We start from the raw sequence: 17,922 nt of genomic DNA, 5'->3' as shown, positions 1-17,922 counted from the left end.
TTTTCCCTTGAGTGATGCCTTGAAAAAAGGTATTTGTAGCTTAACTTGATAAAAGAACAAACATCATGCCTTCGATTACGGTTGAACCGTGCACCTTTGCCTTGTTCGGCGCGCTTGGCGATCTGGCTCTGCGCAAGCTGTTTCCTGCCCTTTATCACCTCGATGGCGCCGATCTGTTGCACGAGGACACGCGCATCATCGCGCTGGCCCGTGAAGCCGGCAGCGAGCAGCAGCACATGGCGTTCATCGCCGCCGAACTGCGCCGCTATGTAGGCAAAGAGCTGGACGAGGCCGTCGCCGAGCGTTTTCTCGCACGCCTGACCTACCTGCACGTCGACTTCCTCAAGGCTGAAGATTATGTGGCGCTGGCCGAACTGGCCGGCAGCACGCAACGCATGATTGCCTACTTCGCCACGCCGGCCGCGGTGTACGGCGCGATCTGCGAGAACCTGGCGAAAGTCGGTCTGGCGGAAAACACCCGCGTGGTGCTGGAAAAGCCGATCGGCTCCGACCTCGAATCCTCGCGCAAGGTCAACGACGCGGTGGCGCAGTTCTTCCCGGAGAATCGCACCTACCGCATCGACCACTACCTGGGCAAAGAAACCGTTCAGAACCTGATCGCCCTGCGTTTCGCCAACAGCCTGTTTGAAACCCAGTGGAACCAGAATTACATCTCTCACGTGGAAATCACCGTGGCCGAGAAGGTTGGCATCGAAGGCCGTTGGGGCTACTTCGACAAGGCCGGCCAACTGCGCGACATGATCCAGAATCACCTGCTGCAGTTGCTCTGCCTGATTGCCATGGACCCACCGGCTGATCTGTCCGCCGACAGCATCCGTGACGAAAAGGTAAAAGTGCTCAAGGCGCTGGCGCCGATCAGCCCGGAAGGCCTCACCACCCAAGTGGTGCGCGGCCAATACATCGCCGGCCACAGCGAAGGCAAATCCGTCCCGGGTTATCTCGAAGAACCGAATTCCAACACCCAGAGCGACACCGAAACCTTCGTCGCTCTGCGTGCCGACATCCGCAACTGGCGCTGGGCCGGCGTGCCGTTTTACCTGCGTACCGGTAAGCGCATGCCGCAAAAGTTGTCGCAGATCGTCATCCACTTCAAGGAACCGTCGCACTACATTTTCGCCCCCGAGCAGCGCTTGCAGATCAGCAACAAACTGATCATCCGCCTGCAACCGGACGAAGGCATTTCCTTGCGCGTGATGACCAAAGAGCAGGGCCTGGACAAGGGCATGCAACTGCGCAGCGGTCCGCTGCAACTGAATTTCTCCGACACCTGGCGTAGCGCGCGGATCCCCGATGCCTACGAGCGGTTGTTGCTGGAAGTGATGAACGGCAATCAGAACCTGTTTGTCCGTAAAGATGAAATCGAAGCCGCGTGGAACTGGTGTGACCAGCTGATCGCCGGGTGGAAAAAATCCGGTGACGCGCCCAAGCCCTATGCGGCCGGGTCGTGGGGGCCGATGAGCTCCATTGCATTGATCACGCGGGACGGGAGGTCGTGGTATGGCGATATCTGATGTGCAACTGCCTGCGGGCGTGAACGCTCACGAATTCAAGAGCCCGGTGCTGTTGGCCGAAGGTCTGGCGCTGAACGTTGCCAAGCAACTGAGCGAGGCCATTGCGGCGCGCGGCAACGCGGTGCTGGTGGTGTCCGGTGGTCGTAGCCCGGTGGCGTTTTTCCAGCAACTGGCCAAGCAGGAACTGGACTGGTCGAAGGTCGTGGTGACCCTCGCCGACGAGCGCTGGGTACCGGTTGAACACGCCGACAGCAATGCTGGCCTGCTCAAGCAATACCTGCTCAAAGGCCCGGCGGCGAAAGCGCAGTTCCTCAGCCTTTATAGCGCTGCGGCGAATGTTGAACAGGCTGCCGAACAGGCTGATCGTCTGCTCGCCGAATTGCCGCCGATTGACGTGCTGATATTGGGCATGGGCGATGACGGTCACACCGCGTCGCTGTTCCCCGACAGCCCGAACCTGGCCGAAGCGCTGCAAGTCGATGGCACCCGCCGTTGCTGGCCGATGCTGGCGCCAAGCGTGCCGCGTCAGCGCCTGACCATGAGTCGCGCGCTGCTGGCCTCGGCGAAGCACAAGATTCTGTCGATTTCCGGTCAGTCGAAGCTGACCACCCTGAATGCCGCGCTGGCATCCGATGACGTCGCCGCCATGCCGGTGCGCGCGTTTCTGCAACCTACGTTAGAGATTTACTGGTGCCCATGAGCCAAGGAACAGCCGCTATGACAACCCCATCCCCGACCGTTTCCATGGCGGACAAAGTTGCCCTGATCGACAGCCTCTGCGCCAAGGCGCGGATCCTGCCGGTGATCACCATCGCTCGCGAACAGGACGTGCTGCCTCTGGCCGACGCCTTGGCCGCCGGTGGCCTGACCGCGCTGGAAGTGACCCTGCGTTCGCAGTTCGGCCTCAAGGCCATTCAGATTCTGCGCGATCAGCGTCCGGAACTGATGACCGGTGCCGGCACCGTGCTCGATCGCAACATGCTCGCCGCTGCCGAAGCGGCCGGTTCGCAATTCATCGTCACCCCGGGCATCACCCGTGACCTGCTCGAAGCCAGCGTCGACAGCCCGATTCCGCTGTTGCCGGGCATCAGCAACGCCTCCGGCATCATGGAAGGCTACGGCCTGGGTTATCGCCGCTTCAAGCTGTTCCCGGCTGAAGTCAGCGGTGGCGTGGCGGCAATCAAAGCCCTCGGCGGCCCGTTCGGCGAAGTGAAATTCTGCCCGACTGGCGGCGTCGGCCCAGCCAACATCAAGAGCTACATGGCGCTGAAAAACGTCATGTGCGTGGGCGGTAGCTGGATGCTTGATCCGGAGTGGATCAAGAACGGCGACTGGGCCCGCATTCAGGAATGCACCGCCGAGGCGTTGGCGCTGCTGGACTGATTGTTACCAGACACTTCGTTGTGTGTTCTACGGCTTTACGGTGCGCTTGGTCGGTGCACCGTTTTTTTTTGCCCGGAAAAAACTGCCGGGACATCAAGCGATACATAGTTACCGCACACAGGTTTTTGCCTGGCGCTAATCTGCGTTCATCTTATGGAAGAGAGAACGTGTCATGGACCGAGATCCCGCTACACCGGCACCGCAAAGTGTGTACCAGTTGGCTCCCGAGCAAATCGCCGGGCCGTATTTTCGCAACCCCAAACTGTTGCGCCGCAACATCAGTGAAGGTGCAGAAGGCTTGCCGCTGCTGTTGCGTCTGACCATCGTCGACGCCATGACCGGTGAGCCCGTGAGCGGCGCGCTGGTGGATATCTGGCATTGCAATGCGCGGGGTGCATATTCGGGGTGGAGCCGGATCAACCCGGATCTGCAAGTCGATGCCGACGCCATCGGTTCGATCCCGCGCACCGACGATGACACCTACCTGCGTGGCAGTCAGTTCTGCGATCACAAGGGCAGGGCGCGCTTCACCACCATCTATCCGGGCTTTTACGCCGGTCGTGCGCTGCACATTCATGTGGCGGTGCGCATTGTCGCCGGCAGCGAATACCTGGAGGAACGCAATGTGGCCTGGGTCGGCCAATTGTATTTTCCCGAAGTGGTGTCCCGTGCGGTGCTTAATGCCAAGGCTTATCGCGGTCGGCATTCAATGCCGTTGGACAATCATCAAGACGCGTATTACGCCGGCATGGCCGGGGAAAACTCGACCCTGACGGTTTGGCCGATCAGCCGTGACTGCCACGAGGACGGCTTCTTCGGCCACCTGACCATCGGCATCGACACCTTTGCGGTGTCGTCGCAGATCAAACCCGAGGACTTTGACAAGTACACCGTCTAAGCGATTCAGCGCAGCTCGTTCAAGGCGCGAGTGAGCATTTGCATCTCGGCAGCGGTGGTGGTCAGCCCCGGCGTGATGCGGATGCACGGCCCGCAGGCAGCGCCGGTGCGCACCACGGTAAACAGGTTGTAGTCGTTGAGCAGACGCTCGGCCATGGCCTGTTGATCGTCGTGCCGAGTGAAGCGCAGCGCGCTGATACCGCACGACAGGCGAACATCATCAGGCGTCATCACTTCGATGCCGGGCAAGTGACGTACCGCGCTGACCCACAGGCTGCGCAGGTAATTGAGGCGCGCGCCTTTGGCTGCGGCGCCGCCAAGCGAACGGTGCTCTTCGAAGACCAGCGGCAAGGTCATCAGTGCCGGAATGTTCGGCGTGCTATAGGACGTGCGGGCGCGGATGTCGTTGACCGGATAATGCATTTCGCCCATGTCCGGATCGATGTCAGCCAAACGTTGCGGGGCGATATAGAGGAAGCCGAGGGTCAGCGGTGCGCCGATCCATTTGTGCAGGTTGTAGCCGGCGAAGGAGATACCCAGTGCTTCGAGGTCGAACTCGATCTGGCCGAGGGCATGAGCGCCGTCGAGGATGATGTCGACGCCATGCTCCTTGGCCAGCGCGGCGATGGCCTGCACTGGCATCACCAGACCGGTGCGATGGGTGACATGGGTCAGGGCCATCAGTTTCAGTTTCGGATGGCGGATAAAGGTTTCGCGGTAAGTTTCCAGCAGACTGTCGAAACTCGCCGGGTGCGTGTGGGCAATTTCGATGACTTCAACGCCGCGATGCCGGGCCAGCCAGCGCATCGCGCCTTTGACAGTGTCGTACTCCAGATCGCTGATCAGCACCTGATCGCCCGGTTGCAGGCGATTGTAATTGCGGATCAGCGACTGCAGGCCTTCAGTGGCGTTACGGGTAAACGCCACGCTCTGCGCGCGCACGCCGATCAACTCAGCCAGTTGCGCACGAATGTCGAGGTTGTCGTGCTGCTCGAAACGCTGGCGCACGTACACCGAGTTGCTGGTGTTGATCAATTCGATGTTGCGCTGGTATTCCTCGATCACGGTGCGCGACATTCGGCCGAAGTAACCGTTTTCCAGGTTCACGGGGCCGGGTTGAACGTCGTAGCGGTCGGCAAACGTCTGCCAGAAGGCTTCGTCACGGGCGCGGCGGGTGTTATCGGGCATGGTCGGCAAGCTCTGGGGAGGAGGGCGCTTCAGTGGCGCGGGGCGGGTTTGCCATGTTTGGCGCGCAGCGGTTCAAGCAAGTCCGAGAGGCCGTTGTGATCGATCTCCTGCATCAACGCGAGCAGGCCACCGAGTTCGCCATGGGGAAAACCTTCGCGGGCGAACCAGTTCAGGTATGGCCCCGGCAGGTCGGCAATGATCCGGCCCTTGTATTTGCCGAAGGGCATTTCGCGGGTGATCAGCAGTTCGAGTTTTTCGGGATTCATTGCGTTTTCGTCTGGCTTCAAATCAAACTGGAAAATACAGGCATTCTGCATGCAGGCCAAATGACAGATCATGCAAATAACCGCGATACAGATAGTTCATTTATCTTTATCTTGTTGATTTATAACGATAAATATCTTTCAAAAAAACTGGCACGCACACTGCAATATCCCTTGCATCTTCCACCGATCGCAAGGAATTGAAAAATGACCGACATGAATAAAGAAGCCATCTCTGTACTCAATGACCTGATTGAAACCTGCAAGGACGGTCAGGAAGGGTTCAAGACTTGCGCCGAAGACATCAAGCACCCAGAACTGAAAACCCTGTTCGTGACTCGCTCTGCCGATTGCGCCACTGCTGCAGCTGAGCTGCAAGCAGAAGTTCGCAAACTGGGCGGCGATCCGGAAACCTCTACCAGCGTCAGCGGTGACCTGCACCGTCGTTGGGTCGACGTCAAAGCCATGTTCACCGGCAAAGACGAAGAGGCTGTGCTGAACGAAGCCGAGCGCGGTGAAGACCACGCCCTAAAGGCTTATCGTGAAGCCATCGAGAAAATCAACAAGCACAACCTGGTTGGCATTAGTGATCTGGTTGAACGCCAGTACCACGGCGTACAGCGCAACCATGACCAGGTGAAAGCCCTGCGTAACCAGGCTCGCGCACGCTCGTAAGCGTACGCCAGTAACAGAAAACGCCAGCTAGTCTGGCGTTTTTTTATGGGTGTTTTGAAAGCAAAAGATCGCAGCCTGCGGCAGCTCCTACAGGGACGTATTCCAATGTAGGAGCTGCCGCAGGCTGCGATCTTTTCAATCAGCCGATGCTGATCGCCGGCAACGTCGGCAGTGTTACGGTCTGCTGCTTACGCGGCGCCAGAATCTCCGCCTCACCGTCCACCACCAACTCATCACGCTGGTTGAACACGCGAGTGGCGATGCGCACGCGAAACTTCGGCAGTTTCTCGAGAATCTCCAGACGCACCGTCAGCGTGTCACCGATTTTCACCGGTTTCTGAAAACTCATCTGCTGGCCGATATAGATAGTGCCCGGCCCAGGCAACTCGCAGGCAACGGCAGCACTGATCAGCGCGCCACTGAACATACCGTGGGCGATACGCTCTTTGAACATGCTTGCTGCGGCGAACTCGGCGTCCAGGTGCACCGGGTTGTGGTCGCCGGACATGGCGGCGAACAATTGGATATCGCGCTCTTCGACAGTCTTGCTGTAGCTGGCGGTCTGGCCGACTTCGAGGGCTTCGTAAGGGATGTTGGTAACCTGGGTCATCGGGCTTGATTCCTGTGGCGGATCAAATGAATCCGCAAAAGATTATTCACTGCGCTGAGGGCGCGGATGGCTAAGGGCCTGATCAATCCAGGCCAGCACATCGGCGACCACTTCATCGCGATTGGTTTCGTTGAACAATTCGTGCCGCGCCTGCGGGTAGATCTTCAAATGCAGGTTCTGGCTGCCGGCCGTGCGCAAGGCGTTGGCCAGATCTGTCAGACGCTTGCCCTCACTCACCGGATCACATTCACCGCCGATCACCAGCAGCGGCAGGCCCGGGTCGATCTGCGCGAGATTGGACGCTTTGCTGATCTGCTGCAAGCCGCCGAGCAGGTCGATCCACAGCTGATTGGTGCAGCGAAAGCCGCACAGCGGGTCGTTGGCGTACTTGTCGACTTCCACGGGATCGCGGCTCAGCCAGTCGAACGGCGTGCGCACCGGTTTGAATTTGTTGTTGAACGAGCCGAACGACAACCACTCGATCAACGCGCTGCGACCCTTGCCGCCCTGACGCAGTTTCTCCAGGCGAGCGATCTGCCGCGCGGCGCCATACAACGCCACCGGCTGGAAATTCGAGCCGCTGAGAATCGCCCCGGTCAGGCTGGCGCTGTGGTGCAGCAAATAGCCTTGGGCAAGATAGCTGCCCATGCTGTGGCCGAGCAGGATGATCGGCACGCCGGGATGTTGCTGGCCGATGTGCTGATTGAGGCTGGCCAGATCGCCAAGAACTTTGCACCAACCGTCATCATCGGCGAAATGGCCGAGGGTGCCCTGATCGGCAGTTCTGCCATGTCCACGCAGATCCGGGGCATATACGCCATATCCTTTGTCGCAAAACGTGTCGGCCAAGCGGGCATACCGACCGCTGTGTTCGGCCATGCCATGGGCCAGCAGGATCACCGCTTTCAACGGCGCGGCGGGCAGCCATTGGTTGACGAACAGGCGGCTGCGGTCACTCGCGTCCAGCCATAGGGTGTCGTGGATCATGGCGATTCCTTTGCTCAGAGTCGGATCATTGTATAGCGCGTCTGATCAGCCCACGCCACGGCAGGAAGATTCACACGATCAATGACGGCTTTTGCCATATTTGCCTCAATGGCCATAGCTGCTAGTGTCCGTGAAGCTCCGCTTTTTCAGAAATGACAGAAAGCGGCTCCCGGATCGGCTCAGGTAAAGAGGACAAGAACAATGCAACCTGATTTCTGGAACGACAAACGCCCGGCCGGCGTACCGCTCGACATCGACATGGGGGAGTTCAAGTCGGTGATCGAGGTGTTCGAGCGTTCCTGCAAGAAGTTCGCGGATCGCCCGGCGTTCAGCAACATGGGCATCACGCTGACCTACGCCGAACTCGAGCGCCAGAGCGCAGCGTTCGCCGGTTACCTGCAAGCGCACACCGATCTGGTGCCCGGCGATCGCATCGCGGTGCAGATGCCCAACGTCCTGCATTACCCGATTGCCGTGTTCGGTGCGTTGCGCGCCGGGCTGATCGTGGTCAATACCAACCCGCTGTACACCGCGCGGGAGATGCGTCACCAGTTCAAGGATTCCGGCGCGCGCGCGTTGGTGTACCTGAACATGTTCGGCCAGAAAGTCCAGGAAGTGCTGCCCGACACCGACATCCAATACCTGATCGAAGCGAAGATGGGCGACCTGATGCCCACCGCAAAAGGCTGGCTGGTCAATACCGTGGTCAGCAAAGTGAAGAAAATGGTCCCGGAGTATTCACTGCCGCAGGCCATCTCGTTCAAGAGTGCGCTGCGCATGGGCCGGGGCCTGGGCATCAAGCCGTTGAAGGTCAGCCTCGACGACATCGCCGTGCTGCAATACACCGGTGGCACCACCGGGCTGGCCAAGGGCGCGATGCTGACCCACGGCAATCTGGTGGCGAACATGCAGCAAGTGCGTGCTTGTCTCGCACAGCTCGGGCCGGACGGTCAGCCTCTGTTGCGCGAAGGCCAGGAAGTGATGGTCGCGCCGCTGCCGCTGTACCACATCTATGCCTTCACCGCGAATTGCATGTGCATGATGGTCTCCGGCAACCACAACGTGCTGATCACCAACCCGCGTGACATCGCCGGGTTCATCAAAGAGCTGAAGAACTGGCGCTTTTCGGCTCTGCTGGGTTTGAACACCTTGTTCGTCGCACTGATGGAGCACCCGGATTTCAAGACCCTGGATTTCTCCAGCCTGAAACTCACCAACTCCGGCGGCACCGCGCTGGTCAAGGCCACCGCCGAGCGTTGGGAGCAGATGACCGGTTGCCGCATCACCGAAGGTTACGGTCTGACCGAAACCTCGCCGGTGGCTTGCACCAACCCGTATGGTGATCAGTCGCGCCTCGGCACGGTCGGCCTGCCGGTGCCGGGCACTTTGCTCAAAGTCATCAATGATGACGGTGTCGAGCAACCGATGGGCGAGCGCGGCGAGTTGTGCATCAAAGGCCCGCAGATCATGAAGGGCTACTGGCACAAACCGGAGGCCACCGCCGAAGTGCTGGACGCCGAGGGCTGGTTCAAGTCGGGCGACATCGCGGTAATCGATCCGGACGGTTTCGTGCGCATCGTCGATCGCAAGAAGGACATGATCATCGTCTCTGGTTTCAACGTGTATCCGAACGAGATCGAAGACGTGGTCATGGCTCACCCGAAAGTCGCCAACTGCGCGGTGATCGGCGTGCCGGACGAGCGCTCGGGCGAGGCGGTGAAGCTGTTTGTGGTGGCGCGGGAAACCGGGGTCAGCCTTGAAGAGCTGAAGGCCTACTGCAAAGAGAATTTCACCGCGTACAAAGTGCCGAAACACATCGTGTTGCGTGAGTCATTGCCGATGACGCCGGTGGGCAAGATCCTGCGCCGTGAGTTGCGCGATATCGCTTAAGGCTTGAAAACAAAAAGATCGCAGCCTGCGGCAGCTCCTACCTTGGAATGCATTTCCTGTAGGCGCTGCCGAAGGCTGCGATCTTTTGCTTCAAGTCCAAGAAAACCGGGGCTTTCAAGGTGGTATAGGATTTTTGCTCTAAAATGACTGCTGGCAAGTCTTGAGTCACAAATATGACTGTATGGGCCGCTTTTGGCTCTAGTCGACCCTCGGCAAAGCTGCTACTCTCGGCGCGCTTTTGTGACTTCTCGGCCTATCTGAAAGCCAGATTCACCAATACAAAACACACACCAATAATAATCGCATCAAATGCGGTGAAGAATTCGCGTTGCTGAGGAGTGGGCTTCCATGATCGAAGACTTTTGGAAGGATAAATACCCGGCTGGAATTGCTGCCGACATCAATCCAGACGAGTATCCGAACATTCAGGCAGTGTTGAAGCAATCCTGCCAACGCTTCGCCAACAAACCGGCTTTCAGCAACCTGGGCAAGACAATCACCTACGGTGAACTGTACGAATTGTCCGGTGCGTTTGCCGCGTATCTGCAACAGCATACCGACTTGCAGCCCGGTGATCGAATCGCCGTGCAATTGCCCAACGTCCTGCAGTACCCGGTGGCCGTCTTCGGTGCGATCCGCGCCGGGCTGATCGTGGTCAACACCAACCCGCTGTACACCGCTCGGGAAATGGAACACCAGTTCAACGACTCCGGTGCCAAAGCCCTTGTTTGCCTGGCGAACATGGCACATCTGGCCGAGGCCGTGGTGCCGAAAACCGGCGTCAAACACGTCATCGTCACTGAAGTTGCCGACCTGCTGCCGCCGATCAAGCGCCTGCTGATCAACAGCGTCATCAAGTACGTGAAGAAAATGGTCCCGGCCTATCACCTGCCGAACGCCATCAAGTTCAACGACGTGTTGAGCAAAGGCCAAGGCCAGCCTGTGGCCGAAGCCAACCCTGACAGCGGCGATGTCGCGGTGTTGCAATACACCGGCGGCACCACCGGCGTGGCCAAGGGCGCGATGCTGACCCACCGCAACCTCGTCGCCAACATGCTGCAATGCAAGGCGTTGATGGGCTCCAACCTCAACGAAGGCTGCGAGATCCTGATCACGCCGCTGCCGCTGTACCACATCTATGCGTTCACCTTTCATTGCATGGCGATGATGCTGATCGGCAACCACAACATCCTGATCAGCAACCCGCGCGACTTGCCGGCGATGGTCAAGGAACTGTCGAAGTGGAAGTTCAGCGGTTTTGTCGGCTTGAACACGCTGTTTGTGGCGCTGTGCAACAACGAAGGTTTCCGCAAGCTGGACTTCTCCGCGCTGAAAGTCACCTTGTCCGGCGGCATGGCCCTGCAATTGGCCGCCGCCGAGCGTTGGAAAGCGGTCACTGGTTGCGCCATCTGCGAAGGTTACGGCATGACCGAAACCAGTCCGGTGGCCACGGTCAACCCGATCCAGCACATCCAGATCGGCACCATCGGCATTCCGGTGCCGTCGACCCTGTGCAAAGTCATCGACGATGCCGGTGTCGAGCAGCCGCTGGGTGAAATCGGCGAACTGTGCGTCAAGGGCCCGCAAGTGATGAAGGGCTACTGGCAGCGTCAGGAAGCCACCGATGAAATGCTCGACAGCGAAGGCTGGCTGAAGACCGGTGACATCGCGCTGATCCAGCCGGACGGCTACATGCGCATTGTCGATCGCAAGAAAGACATGATTCTGGTTTCCGGTTTCAACGTTTATCCGAACGAACTGGAAGACGTGCTGGCGACGTTGCCGGGCGTGTTGCAGTGCGCGGCCATCGGTGTGCCGGACGAGAAGTCCGGCGAGGCGATCAAGATTTTCATCGTCGCCAAACCGGGCGTGACGTTGACCAAGGAAACGGTGATGGAGCACATGCGCGCCAACGTTACCGGCTACAAGGTTCCGCGTTCAGTAGAATTCCGCGATGCGCTGCCGACCACCAACGTCGGCAAGATCCTGCGCCGCGAGTTGCGGGATGAAGAGCTGAAGAAGATCAAGGCGAAGACCGCCGCTTAAACCAAAAAGCCCCGCAGATGCGGGGCTTTTTGTTGGTGAGTTGATCGTTCCCACGCTCTGCGTGGGAATGCCGCCCCGGACGCTCCGCGTCCAGCACTGCTAGGACGCAGAGCGATTCCCACGCAGAGCGTGGGAACGATCAGTATGCGTTTCCTGTAGGAGCTGCCGCAGGCTGCGATCTTTTGATTTATTGGCGGAACGGCGCGAAATTCACGTTAGTCCCCGCCGGACGCATGTCCTGCAGATACGAATCCTTGTCCGCACTCAATTCCAGGCTCAATGCCGCCTTACGCTTGCCTTCATTGCGAATCACCAACCCTTCAAGCTTCTCACGCAGAAACACCGTCGGCACTTTCAGGTGCAGCAGTTCGTCGGTCGCCGGCGTGTGCATCAGCAGGTGAATCCACTCGTACTGACCGACGGCCAGACGCGTCACCGGCAGGTCGAACCACCAGATGTTGCGGTTGCGGTTCAGTTCGGCGAAGTGGCAGTTGTTGGTGCCGAGCACGGCGCCGCCCAGTTCCTGGTTGCGACGGGCGATGGCCTGCTTTTTATCGAGTTTCATAACATTCCTGCGGGATCGGTCTCAGGCGCATGGCGCCCCTATGCTGCGCATTCTCGGGGCATTGCCTGCAAACATAAAGCCCAACCTGCGCGTCGCGACGAAATGAGCCGCTGAAAATAAATGAAACTTGGCGCAAACCCGGCCAGTCAATCATTACGTACTGACTTTTCCCCCTTAATGCACCAAGGAGAAACACCATGAGTAGCACAGGCGATAAAGTAAAAGGCATGGCCAACGAAGCTGTCGGTAACGTCAAGCAAGGCGTCGGTAAAGCCACTGACAACGATAAGCTCCATGCCGAAGGCAAAGTCCAAGAGAAGAAAGGCGAAGCCCAGCAAGCCGTCGGCAAAGCCAAAGACGCTGTGAAAAAAGGCGTCGACAAGGCGTAATCCAGCCTTGAACGAAATACACGAGCGGCCATCCAAGGATGGCCGTTTTTGTGTCGAAATCCTGCTGACGCCCGGCTAAGGTTCGCCAAACAGGCTACCTTGATGTAAAAAACGGCCCCTGAGTCGCCACGACTTCAAACCTGTATTGCGGCGAAAGGAGACGCGAATGATATTTCCAGACATGAAAGGTCTGCCCCTGCACCGCGTGATGGTGCGCACGGTCACTGAGTTCGTCGATGACGAAATGTCGACCTACGCCTCGGCACTGGCTTACCAGATGCTGTTCTCGCTGTTCCCGTTCATTCTGTTCCTGATCGCCCTGATCGGTTTCCTGCACCTGCCGGACTTTTTCTCCTGGTTGCGCCTGCAATCGGAACTGGTGCTGCCGCCGCAGGCGCTGGAGTCGGTCAACCCGGTGATCGATCAGCTGCAGCAGTCCAAGGGCGGCTTGCTCTCTATCGGTATCGTCATCGCGCTGTACACCGCGTCTGCCGGTGTGCGCTTGATGATGAGCGCGATGAACGCAGCGTATGACGTGGTCGAGGGCCGGCCGATCTGGAAGCGCTTTCCGCTGTCAGTGGTTTACACCGTTGGCATCGCCGGCATGTTGCTGATGGCCGCCGCGCTGATGGTGCTCGGGCCGCAAGTGATGGGCTGGATCGCCGCGCAGGTCGGGCTGGAAGAAGTCATCGTGACCATCTGGACGATTGCCCGCTGGCCGGTAATCGTGATTCTGATGATGGTTGCCGTGGCGCTGATCTACTACGTCATGCCCGACGTCAAACAGGAATTCCGCTTCATCACCCCAGGCTCGGTACTGGCCGTGGTGGTGTGGATCATCGCCTCGTTGGGTTTCGCGTTCTACGTGAAAACCTTCGCCAACTACAACGCAATGTATGGCAGCATCGGGGCGATCATCGTGCTGTTGCTGTATTTCTACATTTCCGCTGCGGTGCTGCTGCTCGGCGCGGAGATGAATGCGGTGATCGAGCACATGTCCAACGAGGGCAAGGACGCAGGCGAGAAAGTCCCTGGCGAACTCGCTGAACAACCCAAACAACACGTCTCGGGCCTGGGCCGCGATCACTCGCTCAAGCCGGACACTGACGAAGTCTGATCATGATCCGTGAAATCCTCAAAATGGGCGACGAGCGCTTGCTGCGCATCGCCCCGCCAGTGCCGCCGGAGATGTTCGACAGCCCGGAGCTGTGGCAGCTGATCGACGACATGTTCCAGACCATGGAAAGCGTCGGCGGCGTCGGTCTGGCCGCGCCGCAGATCGGCGTCGACCTGCAACTGGTGATCTTCGGCTTCGAGCACAGCGAACGTTACCCGGACGCCGAAGCCGTGCCGCAGACGATTCTGATCAATCCGCTGATCACGCCGTTGAATACGCTGACGGAGGAGGGCTTCGAAGGCTGTCTGTCCGTGCCGGGTTTGCGGGGTGCGGTGGATCGTTTTCAGCAGATTCGCTATGAGGGTTTTGATCCGAAAGGCGAGCCGATTGTGCGCGTGGCCTCGGGTTTCCATGCGCGGGTGGTGCAGCATGAGTGCGATCACCTGATCGGCCGGTTGTACCCGTCGCGGATTAGCGACTTCAGCAAGTTCGGTTTTACCGAAGTGATGTTCCCGGATCTCGATCCAACGGCTGACGATTAACCAGAATCAAAAGATCGCAGCCTTCGGCAGCTCCTACACCGATTCCTTGTAGGAGCTGCCGAAGGCTGCGATCTTTTGATCTTCATCCCTGATGTACAAATTCCATCGCAATCATCGGCTTGCTCCGCGCATACCGGCTCAACCGTTCCGCCATTGCCTGGGGCAGGGCCGGATCGAACGTGAAGCCGCGTCGCTCGTAAAACCCACGCAAATCCGGATGACAGAACAGCCACACCGGCTCACTCACACCCTGCACCGCCGCCGCCATCAACTGCGCGGCAAGCCCTTGCTCGCGACACCCCGGATCGACAAACAACCCCGTCAACCAATACCCGCCGGCGACCGGTCGCAAACACAACGCGGCGACGATTTCGCCGCGCCGCGCCACCCACAATTGCGCGTCACGCACGGCTTTCATCGACGATTGATGGCTGCGGTAAAACTTGTTCATCAACGGCCATAGAGACTCGTCGAGCAGGCTGTATCGGGTACCGGGCATGGGGTCGGACTGTCGGTGCGAAAAGCCGCGATTATAAAAGAACGCACGGCGCTGGATAGGTGTATACCTGACCTCACATCCCCTGTGAGTGGAGTAGCCATCATGTCCAAAGGTATGGATTCAAAGAAAGCCGCGAAAAAGAAACCGGCCAAGACCGCGATTGAAAAACGTGCGGAGAAGAAGGCCAAGAAGGTGGATATTTTCGGCCATTGAAATGGTGTGTTCGCTATTGCTTGATGATCATTCCGGGATGCCCGGAATGATCATCAAGAGATCGATAACGGGGCTATTTGTTCATGACACATGTCTCAGACGGATATCATCTATCTTCGTGCTACCAGTTATCGTGTCACCCTCATTACCAAAGTGGAAAAAAAGATACATTGGTGAGGCAGGTGGGGTGTTGCTGGACGTGAAGGTGATGGAGTGGGTTTTCCATACGTTTGATGCCGGGAGTCTCGTGTAACGGGTGATATCGGTGTTGTCTCGACGGATCCACAGCTGAGTTATATCTGAGCACTGATATTTAAAGCTCAACTCATACACCCCTCCGATTTCGATGCCACCGTAGCTCTTCCCGATTACCACAGTTTGCAATATGGTGCCCGACTCCACGAAATACTCGCCCTCCTTCAGAACTATTTTTGGGGCGTAGCGGGGATCAGGAACCCACCCATCCCAATCGAACCAGTCAAACGTCGTCAACTTGTCCAGCCCGGCCTGCACGCTATACACCCTGGCCTGACACTCCACCGCATCACTCACCGCCGCCTCCCTGAACAACCCCACCTTCAACACGATCGCCACTTTCGAATCAGCCTTGCACTCGCGCAACCATTGCACCTCAGTCCTGTAACTCAGCCCCGCCCCTTGATCGTGCGTTGCGCCCACAAATTGATCCCTGTTGCGCGAGGTCCCGTCGGTGCGGCTTTCCACATAACTCAACCACACCGGCAACCCCGAACGCTGGAACGGCCATTTGTCACACAGCACTTTGGTGTCGTCCTTGATCGCGCCGATCGACAGGTCGGCACCGGTGAACCCTTCGATCAGCGGTGCCGGCATGTTTTGTTGCAGCAAATCGCCAATGCTCAGGTCCAGCGCTCTGGACGGCGTTTCCTGGCCGGTACGAATCACCTTGTAGCTGACCTTCACGATTTGTTTCAGGTTGGCCCCGGTAATACCCGCCGGGATGCTGAAATCCACGTACGCCTGACCGTTGACGATCTTGCGCTCGGGAACCGTCGAACCATCTCCCGGACGGCCCAGAACCGCCAGTTCGATCGCGTCGTCAGGCTTGAACGCTGAGGTGATGACACGCGCGGTAAAGCCGTTCTGATAACGATTCGGGTCGAGCAGACCATTGGGGGCCTCGACAACGCTTGGTTCCAGCAGGCTTGGCAACGGGCTGCCGATACGCACTTCGCGGTATTCGGAGTACATCTCCACGCCGTTACGTCGCAGGTTGTAAAACAGCTTCACGGTGCGATCCAGGTTGAGATCCACGAAGTGACGGGACAGTGGGATGCGAATCGGCCTGGCTGCCGAGCCGGGCGTCAGTTCAAACGTGCCGCGTGTGCTGCCTTCGCGGCTGAAACCCTGGAAATACCAGTTGCCCTGATCCTTGGTGGTGGTCAGGATCAAGGGGATTTGATAGATCACTTCACGATCCGGCACCGGGTCGAACACGTCATCGTCCGTGGCGCCTTCCAGAATCGGCGCCGGCAAGTCTTTTCTCGGTTCGCCCACCGTCAGGTGCAACGGATCAGAGATTTGCACCCCGCTGGTGTGCACCTCGTAGGTGACGGTCACGCGCAGACCGGCGAAACGGTCGAGATCGCGCCCCTGAATCAGCCGGGTGATCGGCATGCCCGGTGGCAGGTCGCCGACCAGACGCGCATCTTCATAGAGCTCAGTGCCGCCGCCGGGCCGGACGGCTTTGATAAATAGAATCACCAGATCATTGGATTGACGCCCAGGGTAAATGGGGATCGTCGCCATGGCCTGATCGAGATTCTCCGGCAGGTATTCGCCATTGGCCTTGTCGATTGATGGTGGGATCAGCGCATTAAGCTTGCCAATGATGCGAACGATGGTTTTTCTCGAGTACAGACGACCGTTGCTGGTCTGCACCTCGTAAGAAACAACGGCTTTGCCGTAGGGGATCGCCTCGACGTTGACATACGCGACAAAGGCTTCGTAAGTCCGGCCAGGGGCGCTGACGGGGATATCGAAGGTCTGCCTGACCGGCGTGCCTTCGACGGTTTCGCCAGCCCAGGTCAAATGGATGATGTCGCCAGGTGCGTAGTTCTGGCGATTGGTTTGCACCTCGACCTTTACGTCCCGGCCATTCAATGCCTTGAGATCAATTTCGCCGGTGAGGTAATCGGCATCTTCAATGTAGGGCTCGGCCAGTTTCGAGTCATCCAGATCAACGTCCACATAGGAGGGCGTCGACCAGGGACCGTTTTCATCGGGTCGGTTGTTGGCTTCATCAATGGGCTGGAACATCACCGGTAATTTGGTCGCACTGCCAGCGTTCTCGATGACGGTGCGGCTGACGAAGATCTTGATCGGGTTGCTGGCAGGCGATTCTGCCTGCTCTTGAGTGACCACATGGCGGATGGATTCCGTGCCCCATTTCAATTCGATTCTGTCGCGCACCCGCAGATAGGTGTAGGGCACGATCGTGACCCAGGTCCCGGCCTTGGCGCGTTCGGCATCAATTCCGCGTTCAGCCACATCTGCTTCCAATTGCTGATGCAGTTCGGAGTGGCTGATCGGGTCCGAGTTCTGGTCAACGCCACCGGGGCGAGTCAGCAGCACCAGCGTTTTTTGTGGTGGAGAATTTTCGGCGGTGCCGCTGAAGCGAGTAATTCGATAGTGAACGTTTTCGTAGGTTTTCGAGATGAAAAACGATCGAGGGATCGTCAATAACACCCGCTTGTCCTTGTCTGCGGTCCCGATGAATTTATAAGCGTCGGCGCGATTCTGGTCGGTCACGAACAATTCGAGGAAATCGCCCACCTCCATGTTTACCCAAGGATCGATGGCACACAGTGCGCCGTCCTTGAGCTGATCAATACCCAGAGCGAAGTCTGCGTCGACCACATTTTCGATGGCGCCGGCAAACCTCGGCGGGTCGAGTGCCAGCGGGTCTGCTGTATCGAGGGGGTTGGATGTGCCGGGTGAATTCAGGGCGTTTGGCGCTGGAATGTAAAGGGTCATGTCCTGCTCCTGTTAAGGCATGTCTGAGGACGTCAGCGGGCGCTGGCGTGGCAATCATCAGGCGCTCGTGCCGGCAGACCTGGCCACTGTCAGAAATTACAGTTCCGACGA

At 58.4% G+C, this 17,922-nt stretch carries 17 protein-coding genes; 10 read left to right on the top strand and 7 right to left on the bottom strand.

The window, feature by feature from the left end:
- Positions 1-65: 65 nt before the first annotated feature.
- The 4 genes from zwf (at position 66) to AC3Y64_RS21580 (ending at position 3,813) form a co-directional block, all read left to right on the top strand.
- Entirely contained in the window at positions 66-1,532 is a 1,467-nt protein-coding gene (gene zwf / locus AC3Y64_RS21595; RefSeq protein ID WP_489985194.1) for a glucose-6-phosphate dehydrogenase, read from the top strand.
- Complete coding sequence (gene pgl, locus AC3Y64_RS21590; RefSeq protein WP_489985193.1) at positions 1,519-2,232, top strand: 6-phosphogluconolactonase; 714 nt, start codon at positions 1,519-1,521, stop codon at positions 2,230-2,232. Before zwf ends, pgl begins: the two co-directional genes overlap by 14 nt.
- Before the next feature lie 17 nt (positions 2,233-2,249).
- Complete coding sequence (locus AC3Y64_RS21585; RefSeq protein WP_008082815.1) at positions 2,250-2,915, top strand: bifunctional 4-hydroxy-2-oxoglutarate aldolase/2-dehydro-3-deoxy-phosphogluconate aldolase; 666 nt, start codon at positions 2,250-2,252, stop codon at positions 2,913-2,915.
- 172 nt (positions 2,916-3,087) lie between these two features.
- Positions 3,088-3,813 carry an intradiol ring-cleavage dioxygenase gene (locus tag AC3Y64_RS21580; RefSeq protein WP_489985192.1) on the top strand — a complete coding sequence of 242 codons (726 nt, stop codon included), beginning with the start codon at positions 3,088-3,090 and terminating at the stop codon, positions 3,811-3,813.
- A gap of 5 nt (positions 3,814-3,818) precedes the next feature.
- Here AC3Y64_RS21580 and AC3Y64_RS21575 read toward each other — a convergent pair whose 3' ends face one another.
- Both AC3Y64_RS21575 and AC3Y64_RS21570 read right to left on the bottom strand, forming a co-directional pair.
- Positions 3,819-5,000 carry an aminotransferase class V-fold PLP-dependent enzyme gene (locus tag AC3Y64_RS21575; RefSeq protein ID WP_489985191.1) on the bottom strand — a complete coding sequence of 394 codons (1,182 nt, stop codon included), beginning with the start codon at positions 4,998-5,000 and terminating at the stop codon, positions 3,819-3,821.
- A gap of 29 nt (positions 5,001-5,029) precedes the next feature.
- The gene (locus tag AC3Y64_RS21570) at positions 5,030-5,266 is read right to left on the bottom strand and encodes a DUF3820 family protein (protein WP_003227425.1); all 237 of its coding nucleotides are present in this window, start codon (positions 5,264-5,266) and stop codon (positions 5,030-5,032) included.
- A gap of 204 nt (positions 5,267-5,470) precedes the next feature.
- On the opposite strand from AC3Y64_RS21570, the gene AC3Y64_RS21565 reads away from it, so the two are divergent.
- Complete coding sequence (locus tag AC3Y64_RS21565) at positions 5,471-5,938, top strand: ferritin-like domain-containing protein (protein WP_489985190.1); 468 nt, start codon at positions 5,471-5,473, stop codon at positions 5,936-5,938.
- A gap of 139 nt (positions 5,939-6,077) precedes the next feature.
- Here the strand turns inward: AC3Y64_RS21565 and AC3Y64_RS21560 are convergent, their stop codons facing one another.
- Together AC3Y64_RS21560 and AC3Y64_RS21555 are read right to left on the bottom strand one after the other, a co-directional pair.
- A complete protein-coding gene (locus tag AC3Y64_RS21560; protein WP_003227420.1) occupies positions 6,078-6,548 on the bottom strand; it encodes a MaoC family dehydratase in 471 nt (156 codons plus the stop codon).
- Positions 6,549-6,590: 42 nt separating this feature from the next.
- Positions 6,591-7,535 carry an alpha/beta hydrolase gene (locus AC3Y64_RS21555; RefSeq protein WP_489985189.1) on the bottom strand — a complete coding sequence of 315 codons (945 nt, stop codon included), beginning with the start codon at positions 7,533-7,535 and terminating at the stop codon, positions 6,591-6,593.
- Between the two features lie 201 nt (positions 7,536-7,736).
- Between AC3Y64_RS21555 and fadD2 the strand changes: the two genes are divergently transcribed.
- Entirely contained in the window at positions 7,737-9,425 is a 1,689-nt protein-coding gene (gene fadD2 / locus AC3Y64_RS21550; RefSeq protein ID WP_489985188.1) for a long-chain-fatty-acid--CoA ligase FadD2, read from the top strand.
- A gap of 348 nt (positions 9,426-9,773) precedes the next feature.
- The gene (gene fadD1 / locus AC3Y64_RS21545) at positions 9,774-11,471 is read left to right on the top strand and encodes a long-chain-fatty-acid--CoA ligase FadD1 (protein ID WP_489985187.1); all 1,698 of its coding nucleotides are present in this window, start codon (positions 9,774-9,776) and stop codon (positions 11,469-11,471) included.
- 187 nt (positions 11,472-11,658) lie between these two features.
- Here fadD1 and AC3Y64_RS21540 read toward each other — a convergent pair whose 3' ends face one another.
- Complete coding sequence (locus AC3Y64_RS21540; RefSeq protein WP_007969330.1) at positions 11,659-12,036, bottom strand: hypothetical protein; 378 nt, start codon at positions 12,034-12,036, stop codon at positions 11,659-11,661.
- Positions 12,037-12,233: 197 nt separating this feature from the next.
- On the opposite strand from AC3Y64_RS21540, the gene AC3Y64_RS21535 reads away from it, so the two are divergent.
- The 3 genes from AC3Y64_RS21535 (at position 12,234) to def (ending at position 14,084) form a co-directional block, all read left to right on the top strand.
- Positions 12,234-12,425 (top strand): CsbD family protein, encoded by a 192-nt coding sequence (locus tag AC3Y64_RS21535; protein WP_489985186.1) that lies wholly within the window; start codon positions 12,234-12,236, stop codon positions 12,423-12,425.
- Between the two features lie 166 nt (positions 12,426-12,591).
- The gene (locus AC3Y64_RS21530) at positions 12,592-13,542 is read left to right on the top strand and encodes a YihY/virulence factor BrkB family protein (protein WP_489985185.1); all 951 of its coding nucleotides are present in this window, start codon (positions 12,592-12,594) and stop codon (positions 13,540-13,542) included.
- A gap of 2 nt (positions 13,543-13,544) precedes the next feature.
- Entirely contained in the window at positions 13,545-14,084 is a 540-nt protein-coding gene (gene def, locus AC3Y64_RS21525) for a peptide deformylase (RefSeq protein ID WP_489985184.1), read from the top strand.
- 82 nt (positions 14,085-14,166) lie between these two features.
- Here the strand turns inward: def and AC3Y64_RS21520 are convergent, their stop codons facing one another.
- Together AC3Y64_RS21520 and AC3Y64_RS21515 are read right to left on the bottom strand one after the other, a co-directional pair.
- Positions 14,167-14,583: a GNAT family N-acetyltransferase gene (locus tag AC3Y64_RS21520; RefSeq protein WP_489985183.1), complete on the bottom strand. Its 417-nt coding sequence runs from the start codon at positions 14,581-14,583 to the stop codon at positions 14,167-14,169.
- Between the two features lie 294 nt (positions 14,584-14,877).
- The gene (locus tag AC3Y64_RS21515) at positions 14,878-17,811 is read right to left on the bottom strand and encodes a hypothetical protein (RefSeq protein ID WP_489985182.1); all 2,934 of its coding nucleotides are present in this window, start codon (positions 17,809-17,811) and stop codon (positions 14,878-14,880) included.
- Between the last annotated feature and the right edge of the window lie 111 nt (positions 17,812-17,922).

It is taken from the genome of Pseudomonas sp. 4CAES_32.4 (genome assembly GCF_058136335.1).
The sequence above is the reverse complement of the archived record's forward strand: the minus strand, read 5'-3'. Positions and strand labels throughout refer to the sequence as shown.